This window comes from Nocardia macrotermitis (genome assembly GCF_009604405.1).
Classification (GTDB): Bacteria; Actinomycetota; Actinomycetes; order Mycobacteriales; family Mycobacteriaceae; genus Nocardia; species Nocardia macrotermitis.
The window spans coordinates 23,774-39,774 of record NZ_WEGK01000011.1 but is presented as its reverse complement, the minus strand read 5'-3'; the positions used below and the strand labels follow the sequence as shown (position 1 = coordinate 39,774).

15 protein-coding genes are annotated in these 16,001 nt (G+C 66.3%); 7 read left to right on the top strand and 8 right to left on the bottom strand.

Features of this window, described 5'->3' with window-relative positions:
• Positions 1-119: 119 nt before the first annotated feature.
• On the bottom strand, positions 120-821 hold the full coding sequence (locus NRB20_RS24000; RefSeq protein ID WP_153412802.1) for a hypothetical protein: 702 nt from the start codon (positions 819-821) through the stop codon (positions 120-122).
• Between the two features lie 219 nt (positions 822-1,040).
• Here NRB20_RS24000 and NRB20_RS23995 point away from each other — a divergent pair, with 219 nt between their 5' ends.
• Positions 1,041-3,431, top strand: coding sequence for an acetyl-CoA acetyltransferase (locus NRB20_RS23995; RefSeq protein WP_153412800.1), 2,391 nt, complete (start codon positions 1,041-1,043; stop codon positions 3,429-3,431).
• A 122-nt stretch (positions 3,432-3,553) separates the two neighbouring features.
• On the opposite strand, the gene NRB20_RS23990 is transcribed toward NRB20_RS23995, so the two are convergent.
• The gene (locus NRB20_RS23990; protein WP_153413148.1) at positions 3,554-4,003 is read right to left on the bottom strand and encodes a MarR family winged helix-turn-helix transcriptional regulator; all 450 of its coding nucleotides are present in this window, start codon (positions 4,001-4,003) and stop codon (positions 3,554-3,556) included.
• Between the two features lie 114 nt (positions 4,004-4,117).
• Between NRB20_RS23990 and NRB20_RS23985 the strand changes: the two genes are divergently transcribed.
• The 3 genes from NRB20_RS23985 to NRB20_RS23975 all read left to right on the top strand — a co-directional run bounded on the left by NRB20_RS23985 (position 4,118) and on the right by NRB20_RS23975 (position 7,217).
• Positions 4,118-4,525 carry a hypothetical protein gene (locus NRB20_RS23985; RefSeq protein WP_227833815.1) on the top strand — a complete coding sequence of 136 codons (408 nt, stop codon included), beginning with the start codon at positions 4,118-4,120 and terminating at the stop codon, positions 4,523-4,525.
• A gap of 159 nt (positions 4,526-4,684) precedes the next feature.
• On the top strand, positions 4,685-5,782 hold the full coding sequence (locus NRB20_RS23980) for a terpene synthase family protein (protein WP_319945322.1): 1,098 nt from the start codon (positions 4,685-4,687) through the stop codon (positions 5,780-5,782).
• A gap of 121 nt (positions 5,783-5,903) precedes the next feature.
• Positions 5,904-7,217: a sensor domain-containing diguanylate cyclase gene (locus NRB20_RS23975; protein WP_319945321.1), complete on the top strand. Its 1,314-nt coding sequence runs from the start codon at positions 5,904-5,906 to the stop codon at positions 7,215-7,217.
• A 30-nt stretch (positions 7,218-7,247) separates the two neighbouring features.
• Here NRB20_RS23975 and NRB20_RS23970 read toward each other — a convergent pair whose 3' ends face one another.
• Positions 7,248-8,003, bottom strand: a complete 756-nt coding sequence (locus tag NRB20_RS23970) for an SDR family oxidoreductase (protein ID WP_153412796.1) — start codon at positions 8,001-8,003, stop codon at positions 7,248-7,250.
• Positions 8,004-8,233: 230 nt separating this feature from the next.
• On the opposite strand from NRB20_RS23970, the gene NRB20_RS23965 reads away from it, so the two are divergent.
• Positions 8,234-9,115 carry an oxygenase MpaB family protein gene (locus NRB20_RS23965; RefSeq protein WP_319945320.1) on the top strand — a complete coding sequence of 294 codons (882 nt, stop codon included), beginning with the start codon at positions 8,234-8,236 and terminating at the stop codon, positions 9,113-9,115.
• Positions 9,116-9,117: 2 nt separating this feature from the next.
• On the opposite strand, the gene NRB20_RS23960 is transcribed toward NRB20_RS23965, so the two are convergent.
• Entirely contained in the window at positions 9,118-10,899 is a 1,782-nt protein-coding gene (locus NRB20_RS23960; RefSeq protein WP_153412794.1) for a hydroxysqualene dehydroxylase, read from the bottom strand.
• A 393-nt stretch (positions 10,900-11,292) separates the two neighbouring features.
• Positions 11,293-11,715, bottom strand: a complete 423-nt coding sequence (locus NRB20_RS23955) for a helix-turn-helix domain-containing protein (protein WP_153412792.1) — start codon at positions 11,713-11,715, stop codon at positions 11,293-11,295.
• Between the two features lie 72 nt (positions 11,716-11,787).
• On the opposite strand from NRB20_RS23955, the gene NRB20_RS23950 reads away from it, so the two are divergent.
• Positions 11,788-12,402 (top strand): class I SAM-dependent methyltransferase, encoded by a 615-nt coding sequence (locus NRB20_RS23950; protein WP_153412790.1) that lies wholly within the window; start codon positions 11,788-11,790, stop codon positions 12,400-12,402.
• Here the strand turns inward: NRB20_RS23950 and NRB20_RS23945 are convergent.
• Complete coding sequence (locus tag NRB20_RS23945; RefSeq protein WP_194289987.1) at positions 12,337-12,822, bottom strand: response regulator; 486 nt, start codon at positions 12,820-12,822, stop codon at positions 12,337-12,339. The genes NRB20_RS23950 and NRB20_RS23945 overlap by 66 nt on opposite strands.
• 280 nt (positions 12,823-13,102) lie before the next feature.
• Between NRB20_RS23945 and NRB20_RS23940 the strand changes: the two genes are divergently transcribed.
• Positions 13,103-13,252 (top strand): hypothetical protein, encoded by a 150-nt coding sequence (locus NRB20_RS23940; protein ID WP_153412786.1) that lies wholly within the window; start codon positions 13,103-13,105, stop codon positions 13,250-13,252.
• A gap of 108 nt (positions 13,253-13,360) precedes the next feature.
• On the opposite strand, the gene NRB20_RS23935 is transcribed toward NRB20_RS23940, so the two are convergent.
• A complete protein-coding gene (locus NRB20_RS23935; RefSeq protein WP_153412784.1) occupies positions 13,361-13,867 on the bottom strand; it encodes a hypothetical protein in 507 nt (168 codons plus the stop codon).
• A 38-nt stretch (positions 13,868-13,905) separates the two neighbouring features.
• Entirely contained in the window at positions 13,906-15,654 is a 1,749-nt protein-coding gene (locus tag NRB20_RS23930) for a hypothetical protein (RefSeq protein WP_153412782.1), read from the bottom strand.
• Positions 15,655-16,001: the final 347 nt, after the last annotated feature.

Here is a 16,001-nt window from a genome sequence, read left to right as displayed (position 1 = left end):
ATGCGAATTTCGGCCAGGGTCACATTCCGGTATCGAAAATGCCTGCGTGTTAACGCATTACCGATGGTGGCCGCGCTCGACAGTTGACAACCGCCGGCTCGAGCGCGGCCGAACAATCTTCACAAACCGGCCGGGGTGAACTCGTGTGCGTTGCGCGGGCAGGTGGTCCGCCCGAACAGGTAGGTCAGGCGACGGGCCAGCACCGGCTGACGTGCGGTGACGGCGAGCGTGTGCAGGCGGTGCGCGAGTCCGGTGAGCCGGGCCGGGCTGGCCGGGACGAGGTCGGTCTCGTCGACGTCGTCGGCTAGCGAATCATCGTCCCAGCAGGTGAAAACGCCGTGCGCGCCGATCGCCACATACATCACCGCGGAACATTCCGGACATTTGGTTTCGAATTCCCCGGCGAGCAGTTCGGCGAGTCGGCGCGACCATTCCGTCTCGCCCTCGAAGGCGAGCATGCTGCGCATCCGGTAGACGAAAACATCCGATTCATGATCCTCGTCCGGATATTTCCTCGCCAGATCCGCGCGGACCAGAACCAGTAGTGCCGCGATATCCGCCGCGTATCGCTCGCGCGCGTCGCCGGCGTGCGGGTCGGCCCGCGCGAGCAGATCGGCCGCCAGTTCGATCGCCCGCATCCGGGTCAGCGGACTCCCCTGCCCGGCCAGCGCCGCGAGCGCGGGTAGTGCCGCACACGCGTGCTCACCGATATGCCGGTAGTACAACTCGTCGCGGAGGTCGGACCACACCGCCGAATTCGCGCCGTTGGTGGACAGTTCGGCGAGCAGGGCAACCGCTTGTGGGCGAAGGGGATTCGACACAGGCCCATCAAACCAGTCGCACCGGCTCTCGTGCCCCCAGGAGTGGATATTCGTCTCCGGCGGGCGCATTTCCGGACCCCTTCGCGCCGAACCGTCCTGATACGGTGTAAAACGGATGTCCAGAACAGTGTCCACGAGGTGCGGCTGCCGCCGCTCGCAGCGTGAGGCCCATCCCAGCGCGGATGACACCTGCTGCAGGCCGGAAGGAGTGCCGCGATCATGTCCGACAACTCACCCGAATCGGTGCCCGTCTCCCCGTCCACGCCGGTGCTCGTGGGCGTCGGCCAGGCTTCGGAACGACCCGGTGACGACGAGTATCAGGCCAGGTCCGCCGCCGATCTGGCCGCCGATGCCGTGCGCGCCGCGCTCACCGACACCACGGCGGATCCCGCCGCACTGGCCGCCGCGCTCGACATCGTCGCGGCCGTGCGCGCATTCGACTGTTCGAGTCCGTATGCCACCGCGGCGCTCGGCGCGCCCGACAACGTGCCGCGGGCGATCGCGCGTCGGATCGGGGCCGACCCGGCGCGGGCGATCCTGGGCCCGACCGGCGGGCAGAGTCCGCAGCAGCTGCTCAACGAGTTGTGCGGGGAGATCGCCGAGGGCAGGTGCGGTGCGGCGGTTCTCGTTGGGGCGGAGACGATCTCGACCGTGCGGCAGCTGGCCGGTCTGCCGCCCGCCGAACGTCCCGACTTCACCGAGCACGACGACGGTCCGCTCGAGGATCGCGGATACGCCATCGAGGGGATGACGCCGTTCTACGCAGTCCGGCATCACCTGGTCGAGCCCGCGGTCAGCTACGCGATGCTGGAGAACGCGCGGCGCGGGCGGCGCGGGGATTCGCGGGCGGACTACGCGCGGGCGATGGGTGAGTTGTTCGGCCGGTTCAGCGCGGTCGCCGCGGGCAATCCGCATGCGGCCGCGCCGATCGAACGTGATGCGGGCGAGCTCGTGCGGGTGGATGAGCGCAATCGGCTCATCACCGATATCTACCCGCGGTTCCTGGTCGCCCGTGATCAGGTGAACCAGGCCGCCGCGGTGTTGATGACGTCCACGGAAACCGCTGACCGGCTGGGGATTCCGCAATCGCGGCGGGTGTATCTGCACGGGTACGCCGATCTCGCCGAACGCGAGTTGCTGGTTCGTCCCGAGCTCGATCGCAGTCCGGCGGCCGTGGCGGCGGTGCGGCACGCGCTGGATATGGCCGCTGTCGGCCTCGACGAGCTGGCGACCCTGGATCTGTACAGCTGCTTCCCGATCGCGGTGTTCAATCTGTGCGACGGTCTGGGGCTGGATCCAGCCGATCCGCGTGGGCTGACCGTTACCGGTGGGCTGCCGTTCTTCGGTGGGCCGGGGAACAACTACAGTACCCACGCCATCGCCGAAACCGTTGCGCGGCTGCGTGATCGGCCCGGCGAGTTCGGGCTGGTCGCCGCGAACGGCGGTGTGCTGAGCAAACATTCGGCGGGTGTCTATTCGACCACTCCGGTTCCGTGGCGGGTGCGGTCCACGAAATCCCTGCAAGCGGAACTGAACGACGCGGCGGGTGTGCCGCTCGCGTATCGCCCCGACGGGTGGGGGACGGTCGAAAGTTTCGTTGTCCGTTACGGTTCCGGCGGTGCCGCGCGCGCGACCGTGGTGGGTCGGCTGGACGACGGTCGCCGATTCCTGGCAACGCCGTTGGACGCGGCGACCACCGCTGTCCTGACCGAGGCCGAACAGCCTGTCGGTCGAAGGGTTTTCGTCCGCGGCGGCGATACCGGCAACCTCGTGGCATTGACCCGCGAGGCCATGGATACCGCACTCGCCCAAGGCGTTCCGACCCTGCGCGACGAGTACGGCACCGTCTCGATCGCGACCTCCGGACACGTCCTCGAGGTGACGATCGATCGCGCCGACGACGACAACACCCTCACCGGCGACACCTATCGTGAACTCGGCGAAATCCTCACCGCCTTCGCCCACGACGACGATCTGCGCGTCGCCATCCTCACCGGCGCGGGCAGCGAAGCGTTCTCCCTCGGCGCGGACCTGCGCGGCATCCGCTCACCACTGCAACTGATGCTCCAGCCGCACAACGGATTCGACGCCTCACCCCTGGACGCCACCCCGGCCAAACCGGTCATCGCCGCGATCAACGGCCGCGCCGACGGCGACGGTCTGGCCCTCGCCCTGTCCTGCCACCTGTGCGTAGCCGACGAGACCGCCACCTTCGCGGTCCCCGACACCGCCCTCGGCCTGCCCCCGTCCACCACGATCCTGCTCCGCCTCCCGGACCTCGTCGGCCGCGCCCTGGCCCACGACATGATCCTCACCGGCCGCCGCATAGACGCCACCGAAGCCCTCACCGCCGGACTGATCACCCGCACCGCACCCCAGGGCAAGGCCTTGGACCTGGCCCGGGAGATGGCCGCCGACATCGTCGCCCGCTCCCCCATCGCCACCCGAACGGCCCTGGCCTTCCTGGCCCACACCACCTCTGTCCCCAACCGCGAAACCACCGCCCCACACACCGCCACCCTCGCCGACGCCCTGGTAGCCCACCGCGACCCCCTCGACGGCTTGAATGCCTACCACCAAGGCCGAAAACCACACTGGCGCAACGCATAACCTGATCCCGACGCCCCGAGTCGGCGCGACGGCATCCTCATGTCCGCACTGACCCGGCCGGATGAACAACCCGGCCAATCCGTCCGACCTGTAATGCAGAACCCAGTGCGGCCGCGGATGATTCAGTCGGTAGCGACCGCTGCCTCGTAGGCGCGAAGGGTTGTGATGACCAACGCGCGCTGCTCGGCGGTCAGCGGGCCCAACGCGGCGCGCCAGCCCCGGTCCGCGCCACCGAGCCAGGACGCTACCGCTGTTCGGTGGGATTCGGCGATGGAGACGAGGGTTCGGCGGCGGTCGTTGTCGTCGGGGCGGCGGGCCAGGACTCCCTGGCGGCTCAGGTCGCTGATCATCAGGCTCGCGGTGGTGGGGGCGACCTCGAGTCGGGACGCGAGTTCGTTGACCGTGAGCGGGCCGTCCAGCAGCACGTAGGTCAGCAGCGAGAGGTGGCGCGGGGCGAGGTCGAAGGATCGGAGGGCTTCGGGGACCGGGAGGCGTTTCGCGCGGCCGACCAGCCGCGGCATGAGCAGCACCATGGCTCGGACGCCGTCGTCCAGGGACAGACCGTCGTGCATTGACACAGCCTCATCTCCTTAATTACCTTTGTTCTCAAAGCTATATCGAGGTGAACACGACCGATCGTCCCACGCGGACAGCCGGTCGCACCCCTTACATGGAGGGATGGATGAGTGACCGAAGCAGCCGCACGCCTCCGGGCGCTGACCATCGGATTGGACCCGCGAGCCATGGACTACAGCGGTCTCCCCGATCTCGACGAGGCACAACTCACCGCCAGGGTCGACGCCGCCAACGCCGCCCTGCGGAACACCGAATTCGACATCACCCCGTGCCTGATCGACGCCTCCCCGGCCGCGGCCGAAGCCGAGATCCGCGAACTGCTCTCGAACCAGTCGTTCGACCTGGTCATGATCGGCGGCGCGGTGCGGGCACTCCCCCAGCACACTCTGCTTTTCGAACGCATCGTCAACATCCTCGCCGCCAGGGCACCACGAATCCGATTCTGCTTCAACACTTCTCCCGAGACCACCCTCGACGCCCTCCGCCGGATATCCACGCCGGCGACCCCCGCTTCCTGACCACCCGCACACCCCCTACCAGGATCAACATCGGACACACTGTTCGATTCGCCGCAATTGCTTACTCTTTAAGCACCGACTGGAACGAGTGTCACCAGTCGGTCTGACCGTCTCGAACGGTGGTTGGTGGATCGGATGGGCCGGGGAGGCAATCCCGTGGTGAGTGAACAGACGACGGTGGAAACAGCGCTGGTCGCGATGCGATCGGAGTACGACGCGCTGGTGGATCAGGGCGAACGGTGGTCGTTGCGAACACTGTTCAGCACGCCGGATCGCGATATCGATGACTATTGCCGGGATTTCCGGCCCAACAGATTCGGCGAGTACGCGCTCGCCGAGGTGGAGAACTTCTGCCGACGACATCGGATCTGGCTGGATTCCGGTGGCGCACACTACAACAGCATGACGCCGTACCTACATCCCAACGCAGTGACCGCCGACCGGATGACGATCATCGGCATCTTCAACGCAATCCTGTTCTGGCTCAACGACACCGTCGGCCGGGAGAAGTTCGCGCACCTGTCCGCGGCCGAGCAGTTACGCGCGGCCCACACCGCGGGCCGATTACGTGACATGCTCGAAACCCGAAGTCCGGCAGCGGATCCGACCCCCGAAGAGGTCGCGACCGCCGAATTCCTCGACCTGCTGGCCCGCGACGCCGAACCGGCCTGGCTGGACCAGTTCCTCGGCTCCACGGCCGAACATCTGCGCACCGCCATCCGCGATCAGAACACCGATGCGCGTGGCGATCTGCTCAGCGTCACCGACTACATCGATCTGCGCTCGGAGGTCTCGGGCATGTATCCCGCGATCGCGATGTGCGAGTTCGGCCGCGACGACTATCTGCCCTGGGATCTGGTCCGCGCCGACGGCCAGGACGAAAAGCTGCGCAGACTCCGGAAACTCACCGCCGAGATCGGCGCCCTGATGAACGACGTGTTCTCCTTCGAGAAGGAGTGCATCGCCGACGGCGCGGATTTCAATCTGATCCCGGTGTGGCTGCTGAACACCCCGGGCGCGACCCTGTCCGACGCCGTGCACGGCTCGGCGCGGATCGTGCGCGATCGGCTCACCGAGTTCTATCTGCTGAGCGATCAGGTCCTGGCCGCCTACGCCGACACCGACCTCCCCGCCGCCGAATCGGTCGCCGCGCACCTGCGTGACCTGGTCGGATGCGTGCAGGCGACGTGGGCCTGGCAGATCGTCACCCCCCGCTACAAGGGGGTCTCGATCTTCGAGGAGAACCATGCCGCATGATCATTCACACCGGTCGGAAATATTCCGCACAAGAGCTTTGGGCGGATTTGATCTAGTGTGAAGGGCGAGCTTGTGCAAAATCGGCGAGGGGTATGCCGATCTTGCGTCGAACAGTGAGGGGGTGCTGGAGAGTATGGACCGAAATGCCCTGGTCGCGGCCTGGTGGCGGGAGTTGTCCGCCACCGGCGAGGGACCCGCGGAGCCCGAGGTGGCACGTGGGCTGCTGACGCGGCTGGTCGATGCTCTCGCCTCCGTCTTCCTGGCGCGGGAGTTCGACGCCACCGCCGCCAACGGGATCGGAGAGGCCCTGGCCGATGCGGGTTGGACCGATGCCACGGTTCCGATCCGCACCGTCCAGGTCCTGCAACCCCTGATCGAGGGCTGTGCGCGGCCCGGCGCGGGCGCCCGGTTCGCCCTCATCACCGCCGCCCTCGCGCAGGGACATCAGATGGGTCTGACCCGCCAGCAGCTCCGTAAAGACCAGAATGCCCGGTTTCGAATCGTCTTCGACAGCGCCGATATCGCGATCGCCATCGGCGACACCGACGGCACCCTGGTCGACACCAATCGCGGCCTCGCCCAGATGATCGGCGTGCCGGTCGAGCAGTTGCGCGGCATCTCCATCTACGACTTCGCCCACCCCGACGACCAGGAGGAGATCCGCGCCCTGATCTTCGACAAGCTGGTCCCCGCCGGGGAGGGCTCGGTCAAACTGGAACGTCGCCTGCTGCGCAAGGACGGCACCGTGGGCTGGGTGGCGTTCTCGATCACCTACGTCCAGGGCACCGAGGGGCACGGGGATTATCTGCTCGCGGTCGGCGAGGACGTGACCGAACGTCATCGACTACAGCAGGAACTCCATTGGCAGGCCCGGCACGACCCGCTCACCGGCCTGCCCAACCGTCGCTGCCTGCTCGAGCGCATCGAGTCCGCCTCCTCCGAGGTGGGTGACGACGACCAGGTCGGGCTGTGTTTCGTCGATCTGGACAGATTCAAACCGATCAACGACATGTACGGCCACGGCACCGGCGACCGGGTGCTCACCGAGGTGGCCGCCCGCTTCGGTGACAGTGTGCGCGAACAGGATTGCCTGATCGCCCGCATCGGCGGCGACGAATTCGTGGCGCTGATCCCGCCCCCGGCCGAGAACGACGTGGTCACCACGATCGTCGACCAGCTGCAATCCTCGCTGCTGGAACCGATCTCGGTGGACGGGCATCAACTGCACGTCTCGGCGAGCATCGGCGCGATCGTGACGCCGCTGGCGGGTTCGGACGCGGAGTCGCTGCTCGATTCCGCCGACACCGTGCTGTATCTGGCGAAGGCGAACCACAAGGGCCGCTCGGTCCTGCGCACCTCGCACCGGACCACCGACCGGCACGTCCGCCCGCCCGAGTCCTCGGCGCTGGGCCGCAACACCGACCCGCAACCCTGAGGCCGAAACCCGCAGGGCCGCAACGGCACTTCACCCGCTGATCGCGGCGACCATACGCAACGGCAGCCACCGCAGCGCCAGCCCGATCGGAACCCACGGCCACGCAGGCACTTTCGCCGTCGCCGATTCCCGTTCGATCGCGCGGACCATCGCGCGCACGCCCTTCTCGGTCGAAACCTGTAGCGGCGCACGGCCACCCGCGGCGGTCATATCCGTGGCGATGAATCCGGGGAACAGGGTCGTGACCGCGATCGGCGTGCGCAGCGTGTCGGCGCGGATTCCCTCGGCCAGGGTGGCGGCCCCGGCCTTCGAGGCGGCGTAGGCGGTCCGGTTGCCGGGCATCCCGCGCAACGCGCTCATCGAGGACACGACTACCAGATGACCGGCGTCGTGCGCGCGGAAGATCTCCATCGCCGCCTCGCACTGGGCCAGTACGGCGATGAAGTTGGTGGTGGCGGTCTGGGCGTTGGCATCGAAACGTCCCGAACCGATCGGCTGCCCCTTACCCAGCCCGGCGTTGACCACGACGCGATCCAATCCGCCCAGCTCCTCGGCGAATTCGCGGAATACGGTGAACACCCGCGCGTGCTCGTTGACGTCGAGCTGGGCGATCGAGACGGTGATCCCGGGATGCGCGGCGAGCAGTTCCGCGCGCAACTGCTCGAGCCGATCCAGCCGCCGCGCGCACAACGCCAGATTCCTTCCCCGCGCGGCGAATTCGCGGGCCAGCTGCGCGCCCAGGCCCGAACTCGCGCCGGTGATCAGGATATTTCTGCGTTCGGGCATGGGCAGTCTTCCTTCCGTTCGCGTACTGGTTCGCCTCGGCACGCGCAGTGCGACGGCGGGCCGAATCTACCTCGAGCGCGCCGTGGTTCGAGGTATCCGCGGTGGCGGTCGTGACCGGCCACAACGCTCGCACCGGACAGCGACCCGGCGGCCGATTCACGCGCCGGGTGAGATGATGCGTTATATTTCGTCTCATAATATCTTTTTCTCGGCAAGGAGGCTGCGGAATCGTGAATCCGGACAACCAGGCTGCCGTCGCGACGGCGACCACCGAGGCTCCCGAGACCCCGGCGATTCCGGGCGCGCCGCTCGGCCCCGGCTCGCTGACCTGGAAGTACGCGGGCGACTGGCGCAACATGCTGTTCCTGGGCCGCACGGGCATCCTGCAGAACATGCACCCCGCGGTAGGCGCTGCGCTGCAACAGCATTCGAACTTCTTCGACAATCCGTGGGATCGGCTGGTGCGCTCGGTGCCGCAGATCCAGGGCATGATCTACGACGCGGACAACGAGGCCCAGGCCGCGCGGGTGCGCGATTATCACAAGCCGCTCAAGGGAATCGACCCGCAGGGCAGGCGGTATCACGCGCTACACCCGGACGTGTACTGGTGGACGCACGCCACGTTCATCGAGCTCAACATCGCGATCAACGACTACTTCGGCACCCCGCTGACCGACGCGCAGAAGGATCAGCTGATCGCCGAGGGCGTCACCTGGTGGCGCATGTACGGACTGTCCGATCGGGTGCTGGTCTCGAATTACGCGGAGTTCCAGGAGTATTGGAAAAAGACCATCGACGAGGTGCTCGAGCGCAACCCCACCACCGATTTCGCGATGGACCTGAGCCGCACCAGGATTCCGGCGCTGCCCGGGGTTCCCGAGGCGCTGTGGTCGGTCATCTGGCGACCGGTGATGGCGTTCAACCTGTGGCTCGCCAACGGCCTGATGCCCGAACACGCCCGCCGGACCCTGGGCATGCGGTGGCGCGGTGCGGATCAGGTCGCGTTCGGCGCGTTCTGCACGGCGATCCGATGGGGTTGGCCGCTGCTGCCGGAGCGGTTGCGGTACATGCCCCGCGCGTATGCGGGCGTCGCGCGGGTGCGCGGGGCCTGACCTCACGCCAGGACGTGCGGTAGTCCGGCGCGGTAGCGGGCCGCGTCGAGTTGTTTGAACGGTTCGAGTTCGGACGGTTCGACCAGCGGGAAGATTCCGGCGCGCGGGCCGGGATCGCCCGCGGCGTCCATGATCGCGTTGGCGGCCGCGCGGCCGGATTCGTTCGCGCCCTCCATGGTCGCCAGGTCGATGTGGCTGCGCACGTGATCGCCGCCGAAGAACAGGTTTCCGATCGCGCAGTGCGCCTCGGGACGATGGTTGTACGAGCCGATCGTGTTGACCAGCAAGGGTGTTTCGTTGTGCGTGACGCCCCCGGACCAGGTGACGCCCGGGTCCAGATGCCAGGACGCCAGATCCTCGTCACGCAACCAGTTGGTCGAGGTGTTCAGCCACGTCTTGAGCTGTGCCCAGCATTCGTCGGCCACCTCCTGAGCGCTGCACTGCCGGGCCGGTTTGCCGTACAGGATGCCGGGCGAATCCCAGTCCGACACATCGGCACTCAGACATTCCACGACCCGGCCGTCACCGTATTTCGCCGCGAAATTCCCGCGCCACATCGGCGCCTGCCGCAGCGCGGTGATCGCCCACGGGGTGCCGAGCGCGGCGATATGCCCTTCGGGCAGATCGGTGGCCCGGGTCAGATAGAACTGGATGCCGACCATCCAGTCGGTGATCAGCTGCCGCATCCCCGCCAGCGACGGATCCGCTTCCAGCACAGGGCCGTTCAGCAGGGAGACCGCCTTGTCGACCGGCATCGCGCACACGTACCAATCGGCCGTGACCGTCCCGACCCCGGCGACCTCGACACCGGTGATCCGCCGGCCCCGAACCTCCAATCGTGTTGCGCGAGCGCCCATCACGAACCGCACGCCACGCGAACGCAGATACGCCACCCACGGGTCGATCCACACTTCGTCGGTGGGCCCGTCGAGAATTCGATCCGCGCCGCCCTGATACTGCGGATACAGCCCGGTCCCGGCCAGCACCAGCGCCTGGCCGATGGTGCCGATCGTGCGCGCCGAGCTCAGATGCGGTTTGGCCGCGACGGTGATGCGGGTCAGCGCGGCGACCAGGTAGTCCCGGTACGCCTGGGACTTGCCCTGCGCCTGCAGCATGTTCTCCCACGAAATGTATTCGAACTCACCGAATTTCCGCTCGGTGCAGGTGGTGAACCACATGGCCATCTGTCTGCCGAAGAAGGCCAGTTCGGCGGGCGGAAGCTCGGGGATGAACGAAAATGCGGACACCACAGAGGATTCCACCAGTTGCGGGGTGAGCAGGGTCAGTCCGCGCAAGCCCACGGGCGCGAAGATCGGTGGCCGGTCCCGGAATCCCACGACGGCGGATTCCACGCGAATCAGGTTGTCCCGCACACCATTCGGATTTCCCGGGAACGGAATCCGGGACATGGTGTCGGGCACGTGCTGATAGCAACCGGGGAAGAACCGGAATCCGTGCTCGCCCGGCAGATCCGCGCGCCCGCCGCGACCGGTGCCGGGCACACCCATACTGCGCGCCTTACCGCCCAGATACGACGGCTCGTACACGGTCACCCGATAGCCGCGTTCGGCGAGTTCGTGCGCGGCGGACAGCCCCGACATCCCACCGCCGAAGATCGCCACCTCCCGCCCGGGGGTGCTCACCCGCGCCGCGATCGGCCGCGCCGAGGCACCGGGCGGATGTGCGGCGGCCACCGCGGCTCCGGCGAGCACAGCGCCGCGCAATACCGTGCGGCGGGCAACACCTGTCGAGGTCGAATCCGATTGGTCGCGATGGTCTTTCATGCCAAACTCCGGTGTTCGGTCGCGGCGCTGGGCCGTGTGGTGAAAGCAGTCGGTCAGCCGGTGGCGTTGCGCCCCGACGAGCCGAAACAGGTCCGTGCGGAGGCCGTCGAGCCTCCCCGGTCACTATGTCTCGGACACTATGTCCGATGTTGCGATGGTAAGCCGCCTCCCCCGGCCCTGTCCGCGAAATCGCGAGGCCGGGCGCGCGGTGTGCACAATGGATCGCATGGGCCGCGCGATCTGGCTCATCGTCTACGGCGACCCAAACCGCCCACTCCCCCACTGACTCACCCGAATCACCACGCGCTCAATGGTTCTGGCCGTAACTCGCCGATCAGTACACCGGCCTCGAAACGGCTGCTGCCACACGTGTTCCACGTAATCACCACGCGCTCAATGGTTTTCGTCCATGAGATCCGTGACGGGAGTACCGGACAGGAGGGCGTCCAGGCCGTTGAGCATGGTGGGGCATTCTCGGGCGGGGTGGTCGGTGGGGCACTGGATGGCGTGGGTGAGGAAGGTCTGGGCGGTGCGGGCCTGGGCTATCGCGTGTTCGAGGGCGGCTATCTGGCGTTCGAGGGCCTCGCGCCATTGGGAGCCGGGGGCGTCGAGGACGGCGGCGGCGGTGTCCAGGGGCAGGGCGAGGGCGTGGGCCACCTTGATGAAGGCCAGGCGGCGGAGTTGTTCCTGGTCGTACATGCGTTTGCCGCCGCGGCGGGCGGCGGGGTGCACCAGGCCGCGTTCGTCGTAGTAGCGCAGCGCCGAGGGGGCCATGCCCAGTTTCGCGGCGGCCTCCCCGATCGGGATCAGGTCCATGGCGACATTTGACCTCCAGTCGGCTTGAACTTGCAAGGTGGTGGCAGTAACCGTTCGCGAGGAGGACGTTCGATGAATCCAGCTCAGGCTCTGCCCGTCAACCATCACGCCGACAGTCCCGGACGCCCTGGACTCGCCGGAATCGCGTCGGGCGCACTCATGTTCGCCGCCGGTGGGCGACGCGCCCGCACGATCGTGGAGGCCGCCGGGATACGCGCGGACGACCGGGTCGCTGATATCGGCTGCGGCTCGGGTGTAGTGGTGCGAGCGGCCGCCCAACGCGGCGCTCAGGTGACCGGAATCGATCCGTCACCTGCGATATTGCGATTTGCCCGGTTACTCGTGCGCGATCGGTCGATCCGCTGGGCCGAGGGCGCCGCGGAACGACTGCCGCTCGCGGATTCCTCGACCACGGTGGCGTTGGCCGTGGCGACGGTGCATCACTGGCCCGATGTCACCACCGCACTGACCGAGACCCGGCGGGTGATGGTGCCGGGCGGCCGATTCGTGGCCGCCGAACGGCATTCCCCGATCGGCGCGACCGGGATCGCCTCACACGGCTGGACCGGCGATCAGGCACGAACCTTCGCCGAACTGTGCCGCGCGGCAGGCTTCACGGATTCACGCGTCGAACGAATCAACGTGGGGCGCAACGATATCTGGGTCGTGCACAGCACCCGCCCCTGACCTACCGGACCAGCCGAGCACGGTCCCCGCGAGCCGCGATTCGATACGTGAGAGCAGATCGACGGTCCGGAACGGCTTGCGCACGAAATCCGACGCACCGCAGGCGAGGGCCAGTTCGGCGGCCTCGGGATCGGATTCGGTCGATACAGCCAGAATCGGGGCCGAGACCATTTCCCGCAACCTCCGGCACACGTCCGGCCCGGGCAGGTCCGGCAGGTCCAGATCCAGCAGCACCAGATCCGGATGCCACTGCAGCGCGGCGGCGAGCACCTGACGTCCGGTGACGGTGCGCATGGACTGATAACCGGCGTGTTCGAGCACCAAGACGACCATTTCCGCCGCGGCCGGATTACCTTCGGCCACAAGCACTCTGGCCACCACGAGTTTCCCGCCACTCAGCGGGACGGAAGTATCGCGCACTGACGACATCGGATGCGGGTATCGGTTCATGGCACAGTCCTCGCTTACGGGATCCCCCGACCCCTCTGCTGCTCCGCGTCGCGATCGACCTCGCCGGGACTGCTGCCCCACGATGCCGGTTGAACGACCGCCGGACCTCGACGCTATGCCCACTAGCAACTGTTCAGCAATGAAAGTGCGAAGAAATCTCGTCCGTATCGTCGATTGCGACCGTTTCGTGACCTTCCATCGACCTGACGTTCACCGGAGACCAACGCCGGTTTACCCGACCGAAACCTCCGTGATCGAACAGCAACGCACCCGCAGACCTGTGCCGCACTCGTCACCATCCGCGACCGACATCGGCGGTATTCAGCGCCGCACCGCGAGTGCCCGGGACACGTTCGCCCTCGATCCGGATGTCAGCCGCGACCTCTTCGATCCGGCGTAGATCGTCGGTCATAAGCTCGACGTCGAGTGGGGCCCGGCTGACTCCTCGATGGACAGGGTGACCCGACTACTTCCCCGCGACGAACGCGATCGTCGCAGAATCCGACTGTCACGATCCGCAGGGACCGACATTCACCTCGGTCAATACCTTTGCGCCACTACGAATGTCGGCGAGCTGCGACGCGGTGAGGATGCCGATCGAATGCTCGCCGGTGAGGTCCGGGACAGATGATTTCGGATTCGATACGAACACCACCGAGGCGTAGCAACCATCCGGGCGTCGGCCGGTCGCTACCGCATAGTCGATGCCGCGATCTCTGGTTTCATCCCATTCCGGTACGGATGATGGCGGAGGTACGGCCACCAACTGGATAGTTGGCACCGAAACAGCCCGCACCGGATTCGGTTTCGGCGCAGGACCGATGAAATACACAGTTGCCGTCGGAAGATTATCCCCGTCCGATACGTCCACGATCGCGGTACGAACGGCCCCGGAAACCGTCACAGCCTCCGCGATCCGCCTGGCCTCCCCCGTCCGAAAACGCCATTGCTGAAACCGATGCCAGCCGAAAACCAGAAGTCCGACCACAACCGACAGAACCAGAACCGCAAGCACCCACCGACGCCAACGCTGCTCAGCGAATATCCGAACACTCACCGATATGCTCCACTTCCACACAAGATCTTATCGGCCAGTTTGTAGACATTCAGCGTACTCTTGCCATGTTCGATTTCGCTCGCCGTGAACGAATCCTGTTGAGTAGCAACGGACTGCGAACGCTCCGTGATCCCATAAGCGTTATAACTGGATCCCAAGAACTGATCCAATGGCTGCCCCGCCCGCACATTCGGTGCGGCCTGTGATGCTCCATCTTCATTCAGCATCTTCAGGTTGTAGGCTGCGGCCTTGATCGCTAGATCGTCGTTTCCGACCAGGTCGGACCACTGTTTCCCCTTGAACTGGTCCGGATACTTGGCCTTTACCTCATTGAACGGTCTCTCCTTCTGGTTCGTCAGACCGATGGAGTTTCCCGCACCTTGCTTGCTGAGACCGAGCTTCGAGGCTTCCAAACGTGCTTTGTCCCAGAGCACGCCGGCTTCGGCGCCGTTGGGATTGGGATGGTAGGTCGACGGATTCTCGAGGTCCTTGTAGAGGTTGGTTTCCAAACCGGTGCGGAGCGGAGCACCCTCTTGCAGGACCATGGAAAGCACCATACGCGGGTCGACACCTGCTTCGTTTCCGTATTGGACCGAGAGCACAGCCCATTTCTTCATTTGGGGGCCGTATTGGTCCAGCGCGGCGAGATCGGCGGCAGTCAGCGTGGAAGCCGGGGTGTACCAGGTTGCGATCGTGTCCATTTCACCGTTGAGGGTGGTGTTCGCGTTCCGGTCTCCGGATTCGACCAGGAGGGGTAGTTCCGACAGTGCCTTCAGTTTCGGATAACTGCCGAGCGCACCGGAGCCCGTGAAATCGTCCGTGGAGGCGACTGTCCCGCTCAGCACAGTGGCCAACCGGGAGTTGTGGAAAGTGGTGTTGAGAATGTCGTCGGCGTTGAAGATGTCGACCTGGCTGAGGTTCGCCGCCACCGAGACGTGCACCGAGGTGTCGTCGGTTCGCGCTGTTATATCGACACCAGGGTGAGCCGGAAACGCGGTGGCGGCCGCGGTGGCGATGCCGTTCCGTACCTCGGCGAGGTCGTCGTGGTGTTCACGCAGACTGATCGCGAGAGTCTTTGCGACAGAACAGATCTGCTCGGCTCCGCTGCACAGCGCGTCCAATGCCTCCGTGACGGCAGGGACCTCCGGCGCCCGCACGCTGTCGAATGTCGCACGCGCGGCTCTGATGATCGCGGGTGAGTCGGACAGCTCGCGACTCGAGGCCAAGGCGTTCCAGGCAGTCGCGACAGCGTTGAGGGTGCCGAGACGGCCGTTCGGCGCACCGGTCCACGAACTCGGGGACCCGCCCGCAGGCTCGATCACGACACCGGCGCCATTGTCACCCTGCGGATCCGGAATCTCGGGAAAATCCTTCGCGGCGACCGGGCTCACGGATCCGAGAGTGGGCAGCGCCGGGGCCGACCCCTTGTCCTTACTGCGGTTCGCCTTGTATTCCGCTGCGTCCCAGTTGTATCCGGCGATGCTGAGAATGTCACCGAAGTGTGCCAGGGCCGCCGCGTACGCGAGGATCACCGTCCGCACATCGGCGGACTGTTGGTGGACGGTGGAGTTCCAGCTCGCCACCGCCGGGTAGTTGCCGCCCATGCCCGCGCTACCACGCAGCCCCGGCACGAGGTCGCGTGCGATCGCAGTATTGATATCGGCGGTCAGCGTGATGAGCTTCTTTCCGGCCTCGTAGTACACGTTCGGATCGATGGCCAGGATCGTTCCGTCATTCGGGGCCATCGCCCACTCCGATTCTCATGACATCGACTCCCCCGCAGTGCATTCGGGTTCTCCAGCATACATCGGCTGGACCTGTCCTCCTCGGCTGGCCAAAGATGGTCAGGTGGCCGGGGTCTGCGGCTGTCGAGATGATCATGGCCTCGGCGGAGAGAGCGGCGGCAGCGCGATCTCGCAAGACACGTCGAAGCCCGGCGATGTGGGCAAGGCGGAGCGGGACGGAAATTCGGGCTGCGGAAAGTGTTGTGGGGTCGTCGAAATGGACGGGTGACCGCTGAAAGTTGGTGGCCGTCAATGGGTGCCAGTAAAGCATTGGACGGGTACGGTTGGTGGTCGCCGTTGGATTTCGT